We start from the raw sequence: 21,431 nt of genomic DNA on the forward strand, positions 1-21,431 counted from the left end.
ATGACCGACACCGAGAACAACAGCACCACCGACTCCACCGGCCCGGCCCCGCGCCGCGACCTCGTCGTCCTCGACATGGCCGGCACCACCGTCGCCGACGGCGGCCTCGTCGAGCGGGCCTTCGAGCGCGCCGCTGAGTCCCTCGGCGTCGAGCCCGGCTCCGCCGACCACGCGGACAAGCTCCGCTACGTCCGCGACACCATGGGCGAGTCGAAGATCTCCGTCTTCCGGCACCTCTTCGGCACGCCGGAGCTCGCCCGGCGCGCCAACGCCGCCTTCGAGGAGGCCTACGGCGAACTCGTCGACGGCGGTCTCGTCGCACCGCTGCCCGGAGCCCGCGAGACCATCGAGCGGCTCCGCGGCGAGGGCCGCACCGTCGTCCTGACCACCGGCTTCGCCCGCGTCACCCAGGACGCCATCCTCGACGCCCTCGGCTGGCGCGACCTCGCCGACCTCACCCTGTGCCCCGCCGACGCGGGCGGCCGCGGGCGCCCGTACCCGGACATGGTGCTGGCCGCGTTCCTGCGCACCGGCGCGGTGGCGGACGTACGCGAGGCGGTCGTCGTGGGCGACACGGCGTACGACATGCTCAGCGGGCGGCGGGCGGGCGCCGGGATCGTGGCCGGCGTGCTGACGGGGGCGCACGACCGGGCGGCGCTCACCGCGCACGGCGCCACCCACGTCCTCGGCTCGATCGCCGAACTCCCCGCCCTGCTGGGCCCGGCGGGCGCCGCGTGAGCGGCATCCGCTTCGACGCGGTCTCGGTCGCCTACGGCGGGACCACCGTCCTGGACTCGCTCGACCTGACCGTCGAGCCGGGCGAGGTCATGGCGCTGCTCGGCCCCTCCGGTTCCGGCAAGACCACGGCGCTGCGGGCGGTCGCCGGCTTCGTGCGCCCCGCCTCGGGCCGGATCTTCCTCGGCGAACGGGACGTCACCGCGCTCCCGCCGCACTGGCGCGGCATCGGCATGGTCGTCCAGCAGTACGCGCTCTTCCCCCACATGCGGGTCCAGGACAACGTCGCCTTCGGCCTCAAGGCCCGGAAGGCGCCCCGCGCCGAGATACCCGGCCGGGTCGCCGAGGCGCTGGAGATGACCGGCATGGCCGCCTACGCCCGGCGCTATCCGCGCGAGCTGTCCGGCGGCCAGCAGCAGCGCGTGGCCATCGCCCGCGCGCTCGCCGTCCGCCCCGGCGTGCTGCTGCTCGACGAACCGCTCTCGGCGCTCGACGCCCAGCTGCGGTCCGGGATGCTCACCGAACTGGCGCGGCTGCACCGGGAGCTGCCCGACGTGTCCATCCTGTACGTCACCCACGACCAGGTCGAGGCCCTCACGCTGGCCGACCGGATCGCGGTCATGGACGCGGCGCGGCTGCGGGACTGCGGCACCCCGCAGGAGCTGTACCGGGCTCCGCGCACCGAGTTCACCGCCTCCTTCGTCGGCAACGCCAACCTGCTGCCGGTCACGGTCGCCGCCGGGGGCGCGCTGTTTGCCGGGCGGACCCTGAAGCTCGACCCGGGCCGCGCGGCCCCCGGCGCGAAGGCCACGCTGTGCGTGCGCCCGCACCTGCTCGGCCTGGGCGAGGGGCCCAACGCGCTCAGCGGCCGGATCACCGAGGTGCAGTGGCGCGGCTCGACACACCGGCTGTCCGTCGACGTGGACGGCCACCGGATCACGGCGGACCTGCCGGAGCTGCGCGAAACCCCGGCCCTCGGCGACCGCGTCACCCTGCACTTCGAGCCGCGCGACGCGGTGCTGCTGTCGGCGGGAGTCGGCGATGGCTGACACCACGGCCCGCGCCGCCGTCTGCGCCCCGGCCCCGGCCGCCGCCGACCCCGACCCGAACCCGGAGCCCGGCGTCCACGTGCCGCCCGCCGCCCGGGCGCCCCGTATGCTTCCCCGCTGGCTGTGGTCCCTGCCGCCGGTGGCGGTGCTCGCCCTGGTCTTCCTCTACCCCCTGGCCCTGGTCGTCCGGCAGTCCTTCACCCCGGACGACGGCGGCGGCGCCCTCGACGCCTACGGGAAGGTCTTCGCCTCCACCGCCTTCCGCGAGGCCCTCGGCACCACCGTGTGGCTGGCCGTCGGGGCGAGCGCCGGCTGCCTGCTCCTCGGCTTCGGGCTCGCGCTGGTCATCGCCTTCGTGCCCTTTCCCGGCGCGAAGGCCGTCGCCCGGTTCATCGACGTCTTCCTCTCCTTCCCCTCCTTCCTCATCACCCTCGCGCTGCTCTTCCTCTACGGCACGGTCGGCATGGCCAACGGCCTCTGGACGGACGTCACCGGCGCGGCGCAGGGACCCTTCCACTTCCTCACCACCCCCTGGGGCGTCCTCCTCGCGGAGATCACCTACTTCACGCCCTTCGTGATGCGCCCGCTGCTCGCGGCCTTCACCCAACTGGACACCGCACAGCTGGAAGTGGCCTCCTCGCTCGGCGCGGGACCCGGCCGGATCATCCGGAAGGTGATCCTCCCCGAGGCCCTGCCGGCGCTCGGCGCGGGCGGCAGCCTGGTGCTGGTCATGTGCCTCAACGAGTTCGGGATCGTCCTGTTCACCGGGGCCAAGGGCGTCACCACCCTGCCGATGCTGGTCTACGGCAAGGCCATCCTCGAATCCGACTACCCGGCCGCCTGCGTGGTCGCCGTCGTCAACATCGCGATCTCCGTCGGCCTCTTCGGCCTCTACCGGGTGGTGGGCAAGCGTGCTGGTGCATAGCAAGTCCGGCCGCTGGGCTGCCTGGGCCGCCTTCGGCCTCTTCTTCCTGCCGCTGTTCGCCCTGCCGCTGCTCGTGGTGGTGGCCGCCTCCTTCGCCACCCACTGGTCCAGCGCCTTCCCCTCCGGTCCGACCACCGGGAACTACGCGGCGGCGGTACAGGGCGAATCCCTCCAGGCGCTCACCACCAGCCTGGTCACCGCCCTCGTGGCCAGCCTGCTCGCGCTCGCCGTCGGCACCTGGGCGGCGCTGGCCGCCGCCGGGCTGGGGAGGCGCGGGAAGCGGGTGCTCGACGCCCTGTTCGTGCTGCCGGTCGCCGTCCCGTCCGTGGTCGTCGGCCTGGCCGTGCTCGTGGCCTTCAGCCGCCCGCCGGTCCTGCTCAACGGCACGCCCTCCATCGTCGTCCTGGCCCACGCGGTCCTCGTCACCGCCTTCGCCCACCAGTCCGTCGCGGCCGCGATCGTCCGGCTGGACCCGGCCTACGAGCAGGCGGCGGCCAGCCTCGGGGCGCGCCCCTCGTACGTCCTGTGGCGGGTGCGGCTGCCCCTGCTGCTGCCCTCGCTCACCGCGGCCGCCGGACTCTGCTTCGCCCTGTCCATGGGCGAGCTGAGCGCCACGATGATGCTCTACCCGCCGGACTGGATGCCGCTGCCCGTCCGGATCTTCACCGCGACCGACCGCGGTTCGCTCTTCACCGGCTCCGCCGTCGCGGTGGTGCTGATGGCCGCGACCCTGCTGGTGCTGCTGGCCGTCGGCCGCGTCCGTACCCGCGCCTCCTACCGCTGAGCGCTCCCTCTGCCGATGAGCGCTGCCCCTCCCGCATCCCGAAGGAATCCGATGTCCCGCATGCCCCGCAGCCTGCCGCGCCCGCTCGCCGCCCTCACCGGCTGCGTCGTCCTCGGCGCCGCCCTCACCGCCTGCGGCGGCTCCTCCGCCGCCGATTCCGCCGCCGACTCCGCAGGTGGTGAGAAGACCGTCACCGTCTACAGCGCCGACGGCCTCAAGGGGGAGAAGGGCGACGGCTGGTACGACCGGGTCTTCGCCGACTTCACCAAGAAGACCGGCATCAAGGTCAAGTACGTGGAGGGCGGCTCCGGCGAGATGGTGCAGCGCGCCGTCCGCGAGCAGTCCAACCCGCAGGCCGACGTCCTGATCACCCTGCCGCCGTTCATCCAGCAGGCCGACGGCAAGGGGCTGCTCCAGTCGTACGCGCCGCAGGGCGCGGAGCAGGTCAGCGGCGCGAACAAGGCCCCCGACGGCAAGTGGACCTCGGTCGTCAACAACTACTTCGGCTTCGTCTACAACAAGAAGGAGCTGACCGGGGCCCCCACCACCTGGGAGCAGCTGCTGGACCCGAAGCTCAAGGGCCGGCTCCAGTACTCCACCCCGGGTGTCGCGGGCGACGGCACCGCCGTGCTCGTCAAGGCGATGCACGACTTCGGCGGCAAGGAGGCGGCGATGGAGTACCTGAAGAAGCTCCAGGGCAACAACGTCGGCCCGTCCTCCTCGACCAGCAAGCTCGCGCCGAAGACCGACAAGGGCGAGATCCTCGTCGCCAACGGCGACGTGCAGATGAACTTCGCCCAGTCCAAGTCCATGCCGAACCTTGGCATTTGGTTCCCCGCCAGGGACGGCGGCAAGCCGACCACCTTCGCGCTGCCCTACGCGGCCGGGCTGACGGCCAAGGGCCCGCACAGCGAGAACGGCAGGAAGCTCTTGGACCACCTCCTCGGCGAGGACGCCCAGAAGCTGGTCAGCGAGGTCGGCGGCGGTTTCCCGGCGCGCGCCGACGTGAAGCCGACCGGCGCCAACGCCGTCGAACTGGCCAAGGTCATGGCGGGCGTCGAGGTGTTCGAGCCGGACTGGGCCGACATCGACAAGAACCTGTCCGCGTACGTGGACGCGTGGAAGTCGGCCACGGGCAGTTGACCGGAAGCCCCTCGGCCACCCGTCCTTCATCCGCTCCCGCAAGAGTGACGTTCACATAACGGGTCTGGTCCAACGCTCCTATGATGGGACCGGACCCGCCGCACGAACACGCACCAACTGCCGCTGTTCTCGCCTCGCTTACTCCCTGGAGGAGTACGTGTCCCCTGTCCTGCACGGACGCGCCCTCGCCGTGGCGGCCACCGCCGCGGCCCTGCTCGCCGCCGCCGCCCCGACCGCACCCGCGGCCCCCGCGGCCACGACTCCGGCCGCCGCCGTCAACAAGGTCCTGGTCATCGGGATCGACGGCGCCGTCCTCGACCGCGTCAAGGCCGCCGACGCCCCCCACCTGGGCGCCCTGATGGCCCAAGGCCTGACCGCCCGCAGCACCCTGTACGCGAACCCGATGGCCGCGACCTCCTCCGGCCCCGGCTGGTCCACCATCGCCACGGGCGTCTGGCCCGACAAGCACGGCGTGAAGGACAACTCCTTCTCCGGCAAGAACTACACGGCCCACCCGGACTTCCTCACCCGCGCCGAGAAGGCCAACCCGGCGCTGCACACCTACGCCGCCGCCGACTGGGAGCCGCTCACCTCCACCGACCAGAACGGCCCGGTCTTCTCGGCCGCCGTGGACAAGCGCCTCTCCCTCAAGGGCGACCGCGACGGCTACGGCAGCGAGGACCCGAAGATCGCCGCCGCGGCCTCGGCCGAACTGCGCGACCAGGACCCGGACGCCGCCTTCGTCTACTTCGGCGAGATCGACCACGCGGGCCACTCCTCGGGCGCCGCCAGCCAGGAGTACCTGGACACCATCGGCCGCGTGGACCGGCTGATCGGCCGGCTCCTCACCGCCGTCCAGGAGCGCCCGACGTACGCGCAGGAGAACTGGAAGATCCTGGTCACCACCGACCACGGGCACACCGACGCGGGAGGCCACGGCGGCTCCACGATCCAGGAGCGCGGCACCTTCGTCATCGCCAAGGGCGCGGGCATCGCCGCCGGTTCGGTCCGCGACGACGTACGCCTCGTCGACGTCGCGGCCACCGCGCTCCGGCAGGTCGGCGTCTCCACCGCGGGACTGGACGGCGTACCGCTGGACGCCCCGGACGGCGACCCCTTCGACACCCTGCGCCCCTCCCTCCAGGGACGGGTCGACGAAACGGGCATCCCCGTCGGCGTGCGGGGCTTCACGCACACCCCGCCCGCGGGCTGGAGCGTCGACAACTCCCGGATGGGGACGGGCGGCGTCACCGAATGGGCCGGCTGGGCCTTCACCACCGACGAGTTCTGGACCCGGTCCCAGCGCGACCAGTGGCGCGAGCTGAACGTCCGCTCGCGCGACGTCTTCGCCGTCGCCGACTCCGACGAGTGGGACGACAAGGCCCACACCGGCGGCTTCGACTCCACCCTCGTCACCCCCAAGTGGGCGGTGACCGGCGGCGCGACGAGGACCCTCGCCTTCCGGACGCACTACCGCCACGAGGCCGGCCAGAGCGCCCAGGTGCTCGTCTCCTACAACGGCGGCACCCCGGCCGTGGTCAAGAGCTACACCGCCGACGCCGTCGCCCGCGCCGAGGCGATCACCCTCCAGGTCCCCGCGGGCGCCACCGACGTCCAGGTCCGCTTCCGCTACAGCGGCGCCAACAACTGGTACTGGACCGTCGACAACGTCACGCTCGGCTGACCCGCGGGCCGCGGTCCGTCCTCCCCGCGGCCGGGTCGTGGACGCCCCACGCGTCCACGGCCCGGCCCGCGTAGGGTGGTGGAGACCAGAGGTCAGAGGTCAGCGGCCCGCCCGAACGGGGCCGGCGAGAGCGGAGAACATTCCAGTGGCAGAGCGCAAGCCGATCGAATCCTGGCTCACCGACATGGACGGGGTCCTCGTCCACGAGGGCGTTCCGATCCCGGGCGCCGACGTCTTCATCAAGCGGCTGCGCGACTCGGGCAAGCCCTTCCTGGTGCTGACCAACAACTCCATCTACACCCCGCGCGACCTCCAGGCCCGGCTGCTGCGGATGGGCCTCGACGTGCCCGTCGAGAACATCTGGACCTCGGCGCTGGCCACCGCCAAGTTCCTCGACGACCAGCGCCCCGGCGGCACCGCGTACGTCATCGGCGAGGCGGGCCTGACCACCGCCCTGCACGACATCGGCTACATCCTGACCGACCACGAGCCGGACTACGTGGTGCTGGGCGAGACCCGTACGTACAGCTTCGAGGCCATGACCAAGGCCGTCCGCCTGATCAACGCGGGCGCCCGCTTCATCTGCACCAACCCGGACGAGACCGGCCCCTCCGCCGAGGGCCCGCTGCCCGCCACCGGCGCCGTCGCCGCACTGATCACCAAGGCCACGGGCAAGAAGCCGTACTTCGCGGGCAAGCCGAACCCGCTGATGATGCGCACCGGCCTGAACGCCATCGGGGCGCACTCCGAGACCAGCGCGATGATCGGCGACCGCATGGACACCGACGTGCTGGCGGGCCTGGAAGCGGGGATGCAGACCTTCCTCGTGCTGACCGGTCTGACGTCGGTCGCCGACACCGAGAAGTTCCCCTACCGCCCCACCCGGACCGTGCCGTCGATCGCGGACCTGGTCGATCTGATCTAGCCCCCGCAGCCGGGTCCGGGTGCCCGACGGCTGTAGGGCGGTAGGGCGTACGCCCGACCCGTACGGGCCAAGAGTGCGCCGCTCCGGATGCGGAGCGGCGCACCGCGCGTGAACCTCCTTGGTGAGGAGGTTCACCATGCGCAGTGATCTGATCGCTCTCCGTGTCGCCGGGGTGGCCGTCACCCTGACGGCGCTCTCCGCCGTGACCACCGTGGCCGCCCCCGTCGCCCTGGCGAACCCGGACGGCCGCGGCAGCGTCTCGGCCGATCCCGACCCCGCACGTCCGGGAGCGCAGGTCAAACTGCGCGTCCGGGGCTGCGACGGCGACTGGGCGTCCGCCACGTCCTCGGCCTTCGTCTCCGAGATCCGCCTCAGCCGGGGCCGCGGAGACAGCCGGGAACTGTGGGGCGACGCCCACATCCGCTCGGACGCCTGGTCAGGCCGCCACGAGATCCGGGTGCGGTGCGACGACCGGGACGACCGGGTGCGCGGCTCCCTGGAGGTCGAGCACCACCAGCCCTCGCACCACCCCACCCCGATCTGGCCGGTGCATGCGGGCGGCGGCGGCATGGCCGCCGAACTGGCCGCCGGAGCCCCCGCCAACACCACCGCCAAGAAGGAACACGACACGGGCGGCCCTGGCCTTCCGCACACGGTGATCGGCGCGGTGCTGGCCGCCGCGGCGACCCTCGCGGTCGCGGGCCGCGCGCTGGCCCTGCGCCGCCGCCGCAGCGGCGGGTGAGGGCGCCCCGGTGACGGCGGAGCCGAAGGCCTCCGGTGGCGGGCGGCTGCTGACCGCCGCCGCCTGGACGGTCCTGGTGCTGGGGCTGTGGCTGTGGGGCCGCGAGATCACCGGGGTGCCCGGGGGTCCGTACGCCCAGCCGGGCCGGATGTCCGCGCCCGGCATGCCCGCCGCGCACGCCCCCCTCCCCGCGCCCGCCACGCCCGGGCCGCCGCAGCGCGTCGACGTGCCCTCCATAGGCATCCGGGCCCCGGTGATCAGCCGGGGCCTGGACGCGCAGGGGGCGATCACCGCGCCGCCCTACGAGCAGCCGGGCACGGTGGGCTGGTGGTCGGGCGGGGTCCAGCCCGGGGCCGCGGGCACCGCGCTGCTGGTCGGGCACGTGGACACCGAGTCCAAGCCGGCCGTCTTCTACGGGCTCAGCTCGGCGCAGCCGGGCGGCAAGGTGCGGGTGCTGCGCGCGGACGGCACGGCCGCCGAGTTCACCATCGAGGACATCCAGGTGTACGAGCGGGCCTCCTTCGACCCGCACAAGGCCTACGGGCCGAAGGTGCCGGGCCGGGCGGAACTGCGGCTGGTGACCTGCGGCGGTTCGTACGACAAGGCGGCGAAGCAGTACACGGCGAACGTGGTGGTCTCGGCCTACCTGACGGCCACGGGGACCCCGGACCGGGCGTCGGCGGAGCCGTCCGCACCGGAGCCGGCCGCCGTGAGCGGTTGAGAGCGGCCCGGCAGTGCGCCCTCCGGGACCCGCAGGGCACAAGCGAAGAAGCCCCTCGCGTGAGCGAGGGGCTTCTTCGTGTCTGTGCGCCGCCAGGGACTCGAACCCCGGACCCGCTGATTAAGAGTCAGCTGCTCTAACCAACTGAGCTAGCGGCGCTTGTTTCGACAAAGAGAACTTTACCCCACACGTGACGGTGCTCGTGACAACACACGTCCGCCTTGTCTGATTAGCCCATGTTTGGGGTGTTTATCGTGCACGATGTGTTCTGGCCGCGCCGCACCTGATGCCCCGCCAGGTACGCCCCGGCCGCCCAGTGGACGAACAGGGGAGTGGACGGAACCGCATGACGACGCAGCCCCCTCAGCAGACCCTGATGACGACGCCGCTCTTCGAGGAGTACGCCCCCGCGCCCGACTGCGCGTGCCCGGGCTGCGTCCAGCGGCGCCGCTCCCTGGCCCGCGCCCGCGCCATACCGCTGCGGGACGGCGGTCACCCGGCGGCGCGGGGAGCGCGGCGCGCGCTGGTGCTCGCCACCGCCGCCGGGGTGGTGCTCGGCGGCTCCGGCGGCGTCGCGGCGGCGGTCGCCAACCCGGACCCGGTGCCCGGACCGGCGTCTCCCGGCAGCCCCCAGGGCGGCCGGGCCCCGCTGCACGGCCCCTCGCCCGCGGGCCCGGTCCGGCTGCCGACGCTGCGACGGAACATCGACCGTACGACGATCATCAACCGGGCGAAGCGGTGGCTGGACGCGAAGGTTCCGTACAGCATGGAGCTGTACTGGACCGACGGCTACCGCCAGGACTGCTCCGGCTACGTCTCGATGGCCTGGAACCTCGGGACCAACGAATGGACCGGCAGCCTCGACAAGTTCGCCACCCGGATCACCAAGGACGAGCTGCTGCCGGGCGACATGCTGCTCTTCCACAACCCGGCCGACCCGAACCAGGGCTCGCACGTCACCCTCTTCGGCGGCTGGGTGGACGGGACCCGCACGCACTACATCGCCTACGAGCAGACGCGCCCGCACACGCGCAAGCAGGCGACGCCCTACGGCTACTGGAACAACGCCACGAAGTACCTGCCCTACCGCTTCAACGGGATCACGGGCGGCACGGTTCCCGCGGCCCCCGCCACTCCCGAGGTGCCGGCCGCGCCCGCCGTCCCCGAGGTGCCCGCCGCGGGGCCGGTGACGCCGGGCACTCCCGCGACACCGGTGACGTTGCCCAAACCGAAGCCCCAGCCGGTGGCCGACGCGGCCTATCCGGGGGCTGCGGCTTTCGGTCCCGGCGCGAACAACGCGCACGTCGCCCGGCTCGGCCGGATGCTCGTCGACCGCGGCGGTACGCGGTTCTACCCGCAGGGGACCGGCCCGCAGTGGACCGACTCCGACCGGCTGGCCACCGAGGCCTTCCAGCGGGCCCAGGGCTGGACGGGCGCGGAGGCGGACGGCCTGCCGGGTCCGCAGACCTGGAAGCTGCTGGTCCAGAAGCAGGGCAGGGACATCGCGCCGACGCGGACCGGGGCGGCGGGCCCGCCGCCGCTGTCGGTGCCGCCGTACCCGGGGGCGGCGGCGTTCCGCCCCGGCGCGTCCGGACCGGCGGTCACCGCCCTGGGGCGGCAGCTGACGAAGAAGGGCTTCGGCAAGTACTACACGACCGGCCCGGGCCCCCGGTGGGGCGAGGCCGACCGCCGCGGCGTCGAGGCGTTCCAGCGCGCGCAGGGCTGGCGCGGCGCCTCGGCCGACGGCTATCCGGGCCCGGAAACCTGGCGCCGGCTGTTCGCATGACGGAGGAAACGATGTACCCCACGCGTACGACGTCCACGACGGGCACGATGCGGATCCCCCCGGCGCCGCCGACCCCCGCACCCCCGGCCGCCCCGTCCCCGGGCCGCTGGACCACGCCCCCGGAAGCCCCCCGGGCGGGCCTGCACACCTTGTCGGCCCCCGCCGTTGCGCTCCCGGAGGGGCACGGGGTGGCCTTGGCGCAGGAGGGGGCGGACTTCCGGGCCCCCGCGGCCCGTGCGGAGTCCCGCACGGGCGCCTCCGCCGCCGTGCCGGTGCCGGACGGCCACCGCGCCGGGGTCTCCGCGCCGCAGGGCCACGAACACGCCGGCGCGGGGGAGCACCCGAGCGGGGCGGCCCCCTCCGACCCGGGCCGACGGGCAGTGCTCACGGCCGTCGCGGACCACACCGCCCCGGCCGCGGACCCGCCCCGAGGCGAAGTCCCCGCGGCCCGCGGCGAAACCGGCACCGACACCGCCTACGTGCCGGCCGAAGCCGCCGCCGGCCCGGACGCGGCCCCCGCCGCGACGGGCGGGTCCGGTGGCCGAGGCGGGCACGAGCACGCGTACGGGCACGAGCGCGCGTACGGGCACGAGTACGAGTTCGGGCACGGGTCGGAGGCCGGCGTGGCTCCGGCCCTGGCCGAGGCAGCCGCCGGGACCATCCGGTACGCCGGGGCCGGTACGGCCCCCACGATGTCCGGGTACGGGGTCGGGCCGGAGGCGGCCCATGGCGCGACCGGGTACGGGCCGGGGCTCGGCGTGGCGCCCGCCCTGGCGGAGGTCGAGGCCGAGGCCGAGGCCGTGACCGGGGCCCATGGCGGCACGGTCACCCACCTGGCGTGTGCACGGGCCGGGGAGGCGGCCCCCGAACCGGTCGGCCTCGGCGACGCCGACCCGAGCGGCCCCCCGCCCACCCCCCACACCCTCGTCACCGACCCGGCGTGGGGCCCGGTACTCGCCCCGCGCCCGCCCGTCAGCGACCCGGTGCCGGTTCCGGACTTCGCCGTGGGCACGTTGAGCGCCGACCCGGGCCAGGGTCCCGTACCTGCCTCCCGCCCGCCCGTCAGCGACCCGGCCCCCGGTCTGGACTTGGCGGCGGGCACGTTGAGCGCCGACCCGGGCCAGGGTCCGGTACCTGCCTCCCGCCCGCCCGTCAGCGACCCGGTGCCGGTTCCGGACTTCGCCGCGGGCACGTTGAGCGCCGACCCGGGCCAGGGTCCGGTACCCGCCTCCCGCCCGCCCGTCACCGACCCGGTCCAGGTTCCGGACTTCGCCGCGGGCGCCCCTGCCGCCGGCCCGGAGCGGCGTCCGGCCCAGCCGACGGGCGTCCCCGACGCAGGTCCGGCCGGGGCGACCCCCGCCTTCGGCACCCGCGTTGCCGCCGCCGCGGATCGGGATCCGGCACGCACCCCGGCCACCCCCGACGCCGACCCGGCCCGGGGCCCGGTACTCGTAACGGGGGCCCCCGCCGCCGCCCCGGGTGGCACCGCCCCGGTCCTCGGCGCCCCCGCCGCCGACCCGGTCCAGGACCCGATGCCCGGCACGGACGCTCAGGACGCCGACCCCGGTCAGGCTTCCGCCGCCCGCCCCGCCCGGGGCATCGCCCCCGTCCGCTCCCCGCACGCCGTGTGGCCGCCCGCGCCCGGTGGTTCACGGGTGCCCGGGCCCGGGGTCGCGCACGTCGTGGCGCAGGCCGTGGCGCGGGGGATGGAGGAGGACACGCAGGACCTGCCCCGGGTAACCCTGCCGGGCCCCGGTTCGGCGGCCACCGAGGTGCCGGCCGGCCTGCCCTTCCAGGGCGAGGGGACCGCGGTCCTGCGCCCGGCCCCCGCCCCCCGGCCCCGCGCGGCGGCGGCACCCGCCGACCCCGGCCGCCGGGTGCCCCGCGGGGACGACCGGCTGCGCGAGCGCCGCGGTCCGGTGCTGCCCGGCTCGGTCGGCCTGCTCGTCGGCGCTCTGGCACTCGCCGGGTGCGCCGCCGTGCTCTGGCGGGCCGGGGCGCTGCCCGCCGCACTGGTGGAGGGCTTCGGGATGACGCCCCGCGCCTACCGGGGGCTGCGCGCCTACCAGTGGCCCCCGCTCGCCTTCCTCGGCATCGTCACCCTCTTCGCGCTGGGCGGCCTCGGCCGGGGCCGTACGGGGCACGCCTGGGTGCTGACCCTTTTCGGGCGCTACCGCGGCACGGTCCGCCGCACCGGCCTGCTGTGGGTCAGCCCCCTGCTGCTGCGCCGCCGGGTCGACGTACGCCTGCGGCACTGGCGCAGCGACCCGCTGCCCGCCGTCGACTCGGGCGGTCTCGCCCTCCAGGTCGTCGTGCAGGTGGTCTGGCAGATCAAGGACACGGCCCGCGCCGCGCTGGCCGTCGAGGACCACATCGGCTACCTCGCCGAGCAGGTCGAGTCCGCCATGGCCCGCGTGCTCTCGCAGCTCCCGGCCGACGCCTTCCACGAGGACGCCCCGACCCTGCGCGACGCGGAGGCGGTCGGGGACGCCCTGACCCGGATGCTGGCGGCCGAGACCGAGGCCGTGGGCATCGAGGTGTACTCGGCCCAGCCGACCCGGATCGAGTACGCCCCGGAGGTCGCCGCGGCGATGCGCCGCCGTCGGGTCGCGGCGATCGACGCGAAGCACCGGGACAGCGTGCTGACCTCGGTGGTGGACGCGGTCGACGACACCGTCAACCGGCTGACCTCGCGCGGGCTCGTCGAGCTGGACGACTACGAGCGCAAGGCGCTGGTGAAGGACCTGACGGTGGCCTTCTACACGGGCCGCCCCGAGTAGACCCCGCGGGGCAACCGCGCACTCACGCCAGGAACGCGAGGGGCGACCGGAACCACCGGCCGCCCCTCCGGCGCGCGTCCGGCCGCCCACATCGCGGGACGTCCGTTCGCCCTTTGGTCTGGACATGGCCAACTCCCGTCAATAATCTGGAACTTGGTCTAGACCTGAACGGCAGAAGAGCAGAACACCCGCACACCCGCACACACCGGTACCGCTTTCCCCCGCGTGCGCACGCTCACCGAACTCCCCCCACGTTCAAGGAGCATCATGCGTAAGACCCGCATGCCCGTCCGCATGCCCAGACGGGCCGGCGCCGCCGCGCTCGGCCTCGGCATGATCGTCGGCCTCTCCGTCCTCAGCGCCCCCACCGCGAGCAGCCACGGGTACACCGACACCCCGATCAGCCGCCAGAAGCTCTGCGCCAACAAGACCGTCACCAACTGCGGCTCCATCCAGTGGGAGCCGCAGAGCGTGGAGGGCCTCAAGGGCTTCCCGGCGGCCGGACCCGCCGACGGCCGGATATGTTCCGCCAACCACGCCGAGTTCGCGGAGCTCGACGACCCGCGCGGCGGCACCTGGCCGACGACCAAGGTCACCAGCGGCTCGGCCTACGACTTCCGGTGGCAGTTCACGGCCAACCACTCCACCACCGACTTCCGCTACTACGTCACCAAGAACGGATGGGACCCCTCCAAGCCCCTCACCCGGGCCTCGCTCGACCCCCAGCCCTTCCTCACGGTCGCCTACAACGGCGCCCGCCCCGCCATGACCACCGTCCACCACGGCACGATGCCGGGCGGCAAGACCGGACGGCACCTGATCCTGGCGGTGTGGACCGTCAACGACACCGCCAACGCCTTCTACTCCTGCTCCGACGTTCAGTTCTGACGCAGCGTCAGCTACCCTCCGGCGGCATGCGGACGACGACGACACCCGGGACCGTCGCGGAGCTCGTGGCGCGCCAGTGGGGCGACCACCGGCCGGGGCTGAGGTACGGCGAGACCGTCCTCAGCCACCACCGGTGCGCCCGGGAGAGCGCGGCGCGCGCCGCGCTGCTCGTCGCCCTGCTGCCGCCGGGGGCGCCGCCGCACGTGGGGGTGCTGCTGGACAACACCCCCGAGTTCCCGTTCTGGCTCGGCGCGGCGGCCCTCGCCGGGGCCGCCGTCGCCGGGATCAACCCGACCCGGCGCGGCCCCGAGCTGGCCCGCGACATCCTGCACACCGACTGCCGGATCCTGGTCACCGAACGCGCCCACCTGCCGCTCCTCGACGGGCTCGACCTGCCCGGCGTACGGATCCTGGTCACCGACGACGACGGCGCGTACGCCGGCCTGCTCGCCCCGCACGCGGACGCCCGGCCCGGGGACGCCGTGCTCCGGCCCGGCGGTCCGGGCCCCGGCGACCGGCTGCTCCTGTACTTCACCTCCGGATCCACCGGCGCCCCCAAGGCCGCCATCTGCACCCAGGGACGGCTCGCCGCCGCCGGAGCGGCCCTCGCCCGGCAGTTCTCCGTCACGCCGGACGACGTCCACTACATCTGCATGCCGATGTTCCACGGCAACGCCGTCATCGCCGACTGGCTCCCGGCCCTGGCCGCGGGCGCCTCGGTGGCGCTGCGCCGCCGCTTCTCGGCCTCCGCGTTCCTGGACGACGTACGGGCGTACGGGGCGACGTACTTCACCTACGTCGGCCGGGCCGTCCAGTACCTCCTGGCCACCGAGCCGCGCCCCGACGACCGGGACCACCCGCTGCGGCTCGGCTTCGGGACCGAGGCCGGGGCGGTGGACGCGGCCCGCTTCGCCGAGCGGTTCGGGGTCCGGCTCGTCGAGGGCTACGGGGCCACCGAGGGCGGCGCCTCCGTCCAGCGCACCCCGGACACCCCGCCGGGCGCCCTCGGCCGGGCGGGCGCCGGGGACGACCTGGCCGTCATCGGCCCGGAGACCGGCGCCGAGTGCCCGCCCGCCGTCTTCGACGCGGGCGGCCGGCTGGTGAACGGCGCGGAGGCCATCGGGGAGCTGGTCAACCGGGGGCGCAGCCTCTTCGAGGGGTACTGGCGCAACCCGGAGGCGGAGGCCGCCCGCACCCGGGACGGCTGGTACTGGACGGGGGACCTCTTCTTCCGCGACGCCGCGGGTTTCCTCTACTTCGCGGGCCGTACGGACGACCGGCTGCGGGTCGACAGCGAGAACCTGGCCGCCGCGATGATCGAGAACATTCTGGCCCGCTGGGAGGCCGCGGCGGCGGTCGCGGTGTACGCGGTGCCGGACGAGGTCGCCGGGGACCAGGTGATGGCGGCCCTCGCGCTGCGGCCGGGGGCGGTCTTCGACCCGGAGGCGTTCGGGGCGTTCCTCGCGGCGCAGCCGGACCTCGGCCCGAAGATGGTGCCGCGCTACCTGCGCGTGGTGGCGGCCATGCCCGTGACGGCGACGAACAAGGTCCACCGGGTCGGCCTGCGGCGGGCCGGGTTCCGCACGCCGGACCCGGTGTGGTGGCGCCCGGCGGCGACCGCGGGGGGCTACCGCCCGCTGACCGCTGCGGACGTCGCCGCCCTGCTGGAGGCGTACGCGGCCCAGTCCCGTGCGGAGCTGCTGGACCGCTGAGGCGAGGCGGCCGCCCGGTGCGGAACGTGGTCGCGAGCACCCTCGGGGACCGGGTAATATTTTCTCTCGTGAGGCGCCGCTAGCTCAGTTGGTTAGAGCAGCTGACTCTTAATCAGCGGGTCCGGGGTTCGAGTCCCTGGCGGCGCACCTCTGCTTCGGGCGGTTTCCGGTTCACCGGGAACCGCCCGAAGTGCGTTCCGCGCCCGCGCTCACCGGTCACAGCGTGAGCGAGAGCAGCAGGGGCGCCGCCTTCCGGTTCAGCGCGTCCGCCGCGGCCCGCAGCCGGTGCGCGTGCTCCACCGGCATCGACAGCGCCAGACAGCCCACGGCCGCGCCCGCGGTGATCGGCACCGCCGCGCACACCGTGCCCACCGCGTATTCCTGCAGGTCCAGCACGGGCACCGTGGCCGGCTGGCTGTCCAGCTTCGAGAACAGGATCCGCTCGTTGGTGATCGTCTTCGACGTCAGCCGGGCGATCTTGTGGCGCGACAGGTGGTCGCGGCGGCCGTTCTGGTCGAGCTGCGTCAGCAGGCACTTGCCGACCGCGCTGGCGTGCGCGGCGGACCGGAAGTCGACCCACTCGTGCACCTTCGGGGTGCGGGGGCTGTCCGCGAACTGCGTGATCCTGACTTCCCCGTCCACGTACCGGCTGATGTAGACCGCCGCCCCCACCGAGTCGCGCAGGCGGTCCAGGGTCTCCTGGAGCTTGTCCTGCAAGGCCTGCTGCCGGTCGGTGCCGGAGCTCAGCAGGACGAGCGAGTCGCCTATCGCGTAGGCGCCGTCGGACACCTGGAGGACGTAGCCCTCGCGGCGCAGCATGAGGAGCATGGGGGTGAGGTGGGCCGCGGGCAGCCCGGTCTCGCGGGCGATCTGGACGTCCGTCACACCCCCGGTGTGCCGGGCGATCGTTTCGAGTACGCGCAAGGCGTACTGCACCGAGTGGAACGGCGCGGTCGGCTCGGGCTTCAGCGCCACGGTTTCCCCCTAGCAGGTTGTTACCGCTTGCTCTCACACGATAGCCACGAAGAGGAGCACGCGGAGCGGCTGTTGAAGAACTTGATGGCTCAATTACGCCCTCGGTCAGGGGCTACCCGCTTGGCATATGCCTGGGTCATGCACCGTGCCCCGGTGTGCCGGGAATGCCCCGGGCGCGGCCGCTGTTCGATCCCTTCGTACGCCGCCGTCACGAACGGGTCACGACGGTGGGCGCGCACACAGTGGGCGGCCGGACAGGGCCGCCGAGGGACGACAGAGGAGCGAAGATGGCTGACACGGGGGACCTGCGGGGCGCGGTGGACGCCGGGGGCGCGGCGGACGCGGTCCGCGGAACCGTCCGGGGCTCGGCGCCGGTGCCGCTGTCCGTACTGGACCTGGTCACCGTCGGCGCGGGCAGCACGGCCCACGCCTCCCTGCGCACCAGCGTGGAGATCGCCCGGCTGGCCGAGGCGCGCGGCTACCACCGCCACTGGGTGGCCGAACACCACTCCATGCCCGGGGTCGCCAGCTCCTCCCCGGCCGTGATCCTGGCCCACCTGGCCGCGCACACCTCCCGGATCCGGCTCGGCTCCGGCGGGGTCATGCTGCCCAACCACGCCCCGCTCGCCATCGCCGAGCAGTTCGGCACGCTGGAGGCGCTCGCGCCGGGGCGGATCGACCTGGGCCTCGGCCGTGCGCCCGGCACCGACGGGCGCACCGCCACCGCGCTGCGCGGCGGCGGCCGGCTCGACGAGGGCGCCGAGGACTTCCCGCGCCAGCTCGCGGAGCTGACCCGCTTCCTCGACGACGACTTCCCCGACGGCCACCCCTACGCCCGCGTGCACGCCGTACCCGGACCGGTGCAGGGACCGGCCGCGCGGCCGCCGCTGTGGCTGCTCGGTTCCTCCGGCTTCAGCGCGAACCTCGCCGGACAGCTCGGCCTGCCCTTCGCCTACGCCCACCACTTCTCGGCCGCGGGCACGATCCCCGCGCTGGAGCTGTACCGGCGCAGCTTCCGGCCCTCGGCGGTGCTGGCCGAGCCGTACGCGCTGATCGGGGTCTCCGCGCTCGCCGCCGAGACCGAGGAGGCGGCGCACGCGCAGGTGCTCACCGGGGCGCTGTCGATGCTGCGGCTGCGCAGCGGGCGGCCGGGGCTGGTGCCGACGCCGGAGGAGGCGGCGGCGTACTCCTTCAGCTCCCTGGAGCGGGAGTTCATCGACAGCTGGCTCGCGAACGTCGTGTACGGCATCCCCGACGCGGTGCGCGACGGGCTGGACGCGCTGGTGAAGCGGACGGGCGCGGACGAGCTGATGCTCACCGCGACCGGGCACAGCGGCGCCGCCCGGCTGCGCTCGTACGGGCTCGTCGCAGATGCGTACGGGCTGCCCGCGGAGGGCGCCGGACCTGCCTGAGTGCGCCCGGCGGGGGTTCGGCTGGTTTGTTGCCGAAACCTTGCGCGGAGGTGGCCTAAGGGGGCCTTAAACCGCTCGTCACCCGGGGTGGCGGGCGGTTTCTGTTGTGCGGTCAGGGCTCTGACAAGGGTGTTTACCGTTCAAGTGGTCTAGTCCTTGTTTGGTCCAAACCATTGACGCGGAGTCGGGGTGATCGCTATCACTTCACCTACCCGCAGCGTTCTGCCCTCCCCCCGCCTCCGGAGGCCCCCCATGCACATCCGTAAACCCCTCATCGCGGCGGCCACCACGGCCGCCCTCGCCGCCGGGGTGCTCGCCACCTTCGCCGGCCTCGGCACCGCGCAGGCCGCGGACGCCACGACCGCCGCCACGGCGGCCGGCGGCGTCCGGATCGCCTACTACGACCAGTGGAGCGTGTACGGGAACGCCTTCTACCCGAAGCAGCTCGACACCCGGGGCATCGCGGGCAAACTGGACGTCCTGAACTACTCGTTCGGCAACATCCACCCCACGAACCTCACCTGTTTCGAAGCCAACAAGGCGGCGGGCGACGACAACAACGCCAGTGCCGGTGACGGCGCCGGGGACTCCTACGCCGACTACCAGAAGTCCTTCAGCGCCGCCGACAGCGTCAGCGGCGTCGCGGACAAGTGGGACCAGCCCATCGTGGGCGTGATGAACCAGTTCAAGCAGCTGAAGGCGAAGTACCCGCACCTCAAGATCAACATATCGATCGGCGGCTGGACCTACTCCAAGTACTTCCACGACGCGGCGCTCACCGACGCGAGCCGGAAGAAGTTCGTCTCCTCCTGCATCGACCAGTACATCAAGGGCAACCTGCCGGTCGAAGGCGGCTACGGCGGCGCGGGCAGCGCGGCCGGGATCTTCGACGGCATCGACATCGACTGGGAGTACCCCGGCTCCACCGGCGGCCACCTGGGCAACCACACCGGCCCCGAGGACAAGGCCAACTACACGCTCCTGCTCAAGGAGTTCCGTACCCAGCTCGACGCCTACGGCGCGGCCAACGGCGGCAAGAAGTACCTGCTGACCTCGGCCCTCCCGGCGGGCCAGGACAAGATCAAGTACATCGAGACGGACAAGATCGGCGCGTACCTCGACTACGCGAACATCATGACCTACGACATGCACGGCGCCTGGGACGGCGACGGGCCCACCTACCACCAGTCCCCGCTGCTGAACTCGGCCGCCGACCCGACCGACCCGATCGCGCCCGGCACCCAGAAGTACGGCATCAAGAACGCCATCGACTCCTGGATCGACGGCAACGCGGCCTACGGCATCGCGGGCGGCTTCCCCGCCAACAAGCTGACCCTGGGCTACGAGTTCTACTACCGCGGCTGGAAGGGCGTCCCGGCCGGCGCCACGAACGGCCTCGCCCAGAGCGCGACCGGCCCCTCGGCCGCCCGGCCCACCAGCCAGCAGGCGGGCATCGCCAACTACAAGGAACTGGGCGGGATCGTCGACAACCCGGCCACCACCTTCTGGGACGACCAGGCGAAGGCCTCGTACTTCTACAAGGACGGCGAGTTCTTCACCGGCCTGAACCAGAAGTCCATCCAGGCCCGGGTCGACTACGGCAAGCAGCGCGGCCTGGCCGGCGCGATGATGTACTCCCTGCTCGGCCTGGACGACAAGACCACCCTGCTGAACCAGATCTCGGACGCGCTGGGCGGTGCCACGCAGCCGCCGGTCACCACGCCGCCGACGACCACCCCGCCGACGACCACTCCGCCGACGACCACTCCGCCCACCACGACCCCGCCGACCACGCAGCCTCCGACCGGCTGCGGATCGCTCCCGGCGTACGTCGCGGGCACCGTCTACACCGCCGGCAACGAGGTCTCCCACAACGGCCGCAAGTACAAGGCCCAGTGGTGGACGCAGAACGAGACGCCGGGCACCACCGGTGAATGGGGTGTCTGGAAGGACCTCGGCGCCTGCTGATCCCCCCACCCCGCGCCGAGCGACACCTGCGCCCCGCCCCTCTCTCCCGGGGCGGGGCGCAGGCGTGTCACCTCTGCGGGACGTCGAAGACCCCGACCGTCAGAGCCAGCCCTGCTGCGCCGCTTTGAGGCCGGCCTCGAAGCGGCTCGTCGCGTGGAGGCGTTCCATCAGGGCGGACATCTGGCGCCGCACGGTGCGCAGGGACACCCCGAGGCGCTTGGCGGCGGCCTCGTCGGTCATGCCCGAGGCCAGGAGCTTCAGCAGTTCGAGTTCGGTCGCGGTGGGCCGGGTGTCGCTGGGGCGGGGCCGGTCCGCGCCGAGCGGTACGGCCGCGTCCCACGTCTGCTCGAACAGGGTGGTCAGGGAGGCCACGATCCCGGGCGCGCTGGTGCACAGGGCGCCCAGCCGGGAGCGGTCCGGGTCGATCGGGACGACCGCCACCGCGCGGTCGAATATCAGCAAGCGCGGCGGCAGGAGCGGACTCGTCCGCACCTGGCCGCCCTGTTCGGTCAGCCACCGGGCGTAGGCCAGCGTCGTCGGATCGTTGCGGGCGCTGTCCTGGTAGACCGAGCGCATCTCGATGCCGCGGTCCAGCGCGCGCCGGTCCAGCGGCCGGGAGGCCTCCAGGCTCGCTTCCGACAGGGCGCCGCCCGGCAGGATGGCCAGGCATTCCCGGGTCAGGCCGTGGGCGAGCTGCTCCAGGCGGCCCTGGATGGCGTCCATCCCCACGAGCCGTTCCGCGCCGTCGACCTCGGTGTTGGGGCTGAGCCCGGCGAACTCGGAGACCACCTGCGCCGCGGCCGCCTTGCTGCGGGCCAGCTCCTGCTGCTGCCTGGCCAGCTCCTCCTCCTGGCGGCGCAGGAGCAGTTCCAGGCCCAGTTCGGGCCGCACCGCGCGCAGGCCGCCCGGGCAGTCCCGGGACGGTCTGAGCAGGTCGAGGTCGACGAGCCGGTCCAAGCCCTCGCGGACCGCGGCCTCGGTCAGACCGAGGCGGCCGCTGAGCTCGGCGATGCCTCCCGACGGGTCGGCCAGCATGCCCCGGTACACGGCTTCCACGTCGGCTCCGAGCCCCAGCGTTTGCAGCATCTCCCAGCCCCCCGGCTCTAGTTGGGCCGCCCCCGGCGAGCGTCGCCCCCGCGATCGTAGGCGAAGTCTGTCACCAAGGTGCCAGGCCTGTTGGTGCCAGCCGGAACCTCTTCTTC

17 protein-coding genes and 2 tRNA genes are annotated in these 21,431 nt (G+C 73.7%); 16 read left to right on the top strand and 3 right to left on the bottom strand.

Translation table 11 applies throughout. The annotated features are described in order from the left end of the window. From ABZY31_RS04060 to ABZY31_RS04100, 9 genes are all read left to right on the top strand, one after another. Positions 1-738: a phosphonatase-like hydrolase gene (locus ABZY31_RS04060; protein ID WP_356404562.1), complete on the top strand. Its 738-nt coding sequence runs from the start codon at positions 1-3 to the stop codon at positions 736-738. Continuing rightward, on the top strand, positions 735-1,784 hold the full coding sequence (locus ABZY31_RS04065) for an ABC transporter ATP-binding protein (protein WP_356404564.1): 1,050 nt from the start codon (positions 735-737) through the stop codon (positions 1,782-1,784). Before ABZY31_RS04060 ends, ABZY31_RS04065 begins: the two co-directional genes overlap by 4 nt. Before the next feature lie 106 nt (positions 1,785-1,890). Beyond that, the gene (locus tag ABZY31_RS04070; RefSeq protein WP_356404860.1) at positions 1,891-2,709 is read left to right on the top strand and encodes a 2-aminoethylphosphonate ABC transporter permease subunit; all 819 of its coding nucleotides are present in this window, start codon (positions 1,891-1,893) and stop codon (positions 2,707-2,709) included. Next, the gene (locus ABZY31_RS04075; RefSeq protein ID WP_356404566.1) at positions 2,696-3,493 is read left to right on the top strand and encodes an ABC transporter permease subunit; all 798 of its coding nucleotides are present in this window, start codon (positions 2,696-2,698) and stop codon (positions 3,491-3,493) included. Before ABZY31_RS04070 ends, ABZY31_RS04075 begins: the two co-directional genes overlap by 14 nt. Positions 3,494-3,553: 60 nt before the next feature. After that, positions 3,554-4,636, top strand: coding sequence for a 2-aminoethylphosphonate ABC transporter substrate-binding protein (locus ABZY31_RS04080; protein WP_356404862.1), 1,083 nt, complete (start codon positions 3,554-3,556; stop codon positions 4,634-4,636). A 157-nt stretch (positions 4,637-4,793) separates the two neighbouring features. After that, positions 4,794-6,320, top strand: coding sequence for an alkaline phosphatase family protein (locus ABZY31_RS04085; RefSeq protein ID WP_356404568.1), 1,527 nt, complete (start codon positions 4,794-4,796; stop codon positions 6,318-6,320). A gap of 145 nt (positions 6,321-6,465) precedes the next feature. Then, positions 6,466-7,245, top strand: coding sequence for an HAD-IIA family hydrolase (locus tag ABZY31_RS04090; protein WP_356404570.1), 780 nt, complete (start codon positions 6,466-6,468; stop codon positions 7,243-7,245). 136 nt (positions 7,246-7,381) lie between these two features. Continuing rightward, positions 7,382-7,987 carry a hypothetical protein gene (locus tag ABZY31_RS04095; protein ID WP_356404572.1) on the top strand — a complete coding sequence of 202 codons (606 nt, stop codon included), beginning with the start codon at positions 7,382-7,384 and terminating at the stop codon, positions 7,985-7,987. 10 nt (positions 7,988-7,997) lie between these two features. Next, entirely contained in the window at positions 7,998-8,708 is a 711-nt protein-coding gene (locus ABZY31_RS04100) for a class F sortase (protein ID WP_356404574.1), read from the top strand. Between the two features lie 85 nt (positions 8,709-8,793). On the opposite strand, the gene ABZY31_RS04105 is transcribed toward ABZY31_RS04100, so the two are convergent. After that, positions 8,794-8,867: transfer RNA gene (locus ABZY31_RS04105), tRNA-Lys, on the bottom strand. 217 nt (positions 8,868-9,084) lie between these two features. Between ABZY31_RS04105 and ABZY31_RS04110 the strand changes: the two genes are divergently transcribed. The 5 genes from ABZY31_RS04110 to ABZY31_RS04130 all read left to right on the top strand — a co-directional run bounded on the left by ABZY31_RS04110 (position 9,085) and on the right by ABZY31_RS04130 (position 16,021). Next, positions 9,085-10,494: a peptidoglycan-binding protein gene (locus ABZY31_RS04110; protein ID WP_356404863.1), complete on the top strand. Its 1,410-nt coding sequence runs from the start codon at positions 9,085-9,087 to the stop codon at positions 10,492-10,494. An 11-nt stretch (positions 10,495-10,505) separates the two neighbouring features. Next, positions 10,506-13,274, top strand: coding sequence for an SPFH domain-containing protein (locus tag ABZY31_RS04115; protein WP_356404576.1), 2,769 nt, complete (start codon positions 10,506-10,508; stop codon positions 13,272-13,274). A gap of 294 nt (positions 13,275-13,568) precedes the next feature. Further along, entirely contained in the window at positions 13,569-14,162 is a 594-nt protein-coding gene (locus ABZY31_RS04120; protein WP_356404865.1) for a lytic polysaccharide monooxygenase, read from the top strand. A 26-nt stretch (positions 14,163-14,188) separates the two neighbouring features. Further along, positions 14,189-15,874 carry an AMP-binding protein gene (locus ABZY31_RS04125; RefSeq protein WP_356404578.1) on the top strand — a complete coding sequence of 562 codons (1,686 nt, stop codon included), beginning with the start codon at positions 14,189-14,191 and terminating at the stop codon, positions 15,872-15,874. 73 nt (positions 15,875-15,947) lie between these two features. Next, positions 15,948-16,021 (top strand) — tRNA-Lys (locus ABZY31_RS04130). Positions 16,022-16,090: 69 nt separating this feature from the next. On the opposite strand, the gene ABZY31_RS04135 is transcribed toward ABZY31_RS04130, so the two are convergent. After that, positions 16,091-16,849 (bottom strand): IclR family transcriptional regulator C-terminal domain-containing protein, encoded by a 759-nt coding sequence (locus ABZY31_RS04135; protein WP_356404580.1) that lies wholly within the window; start codon positions 16,847-16,849, stop codon positions 16,091-16,093. Positions 16,850-17,136: 287 nt separating this feature from the next. On the opposite strand from ABZY31_RS04135, the gene ABZY31_RS04140 reads away from it, so the two are divergent. Beyond that, complete coding sequence (locus ABZY31_RS04140; RefSeq protein WP_356404582.1) at positions 17,137-18,261, top strand: LLM class flavin-dependent oxidoreductase; 1,125 nt, start codon at positions 17,137-17,139, stop codon at positions 18,259-18,261. Positions 18,262-18,513: 252 nt separating this feature from the next. Further along, positions 18,514-20,229: a glycosyl hydrolase family 18 protein gene (locus tag ABZY31_RS04145; RefSeq protein ID WP_356404583.1), complete on the top strand. Its 1,716-nt coding sequence runs from the start codon at positions 18,514-18,516 to the stop codon at positions 20,227-20,229. Between the two features lie 99 nt (positions 20,230-20,328). Here ABZY31_RS04145 and ABZY31_RS04150 read toward each other — a convergent pair whose 3' ends face one another. Next, the gene (locus ABZY31_RS04150) at positions 20,329-21,315 is read right to left on the bottom strand and encodes a helix-turn-helix transcriptional regulator (protein ID WP_356404585.1); all 987 of its coding nucleotides are present in this window, start codon (positions 21,313-21,315) and stop codon (positions 20,329-20,331) included. Positions 21,316-21,431 lie beyond the last annotated feature (116 nt).

Source organism: Streptomyces sp. NPDC006529 (genome assembly GCF_040611795.1).
GTDB lineage: Bacteria > Actinomycetota > Actinomycetes > Streptomycetales > Streptomycetaceae > Streptomyces.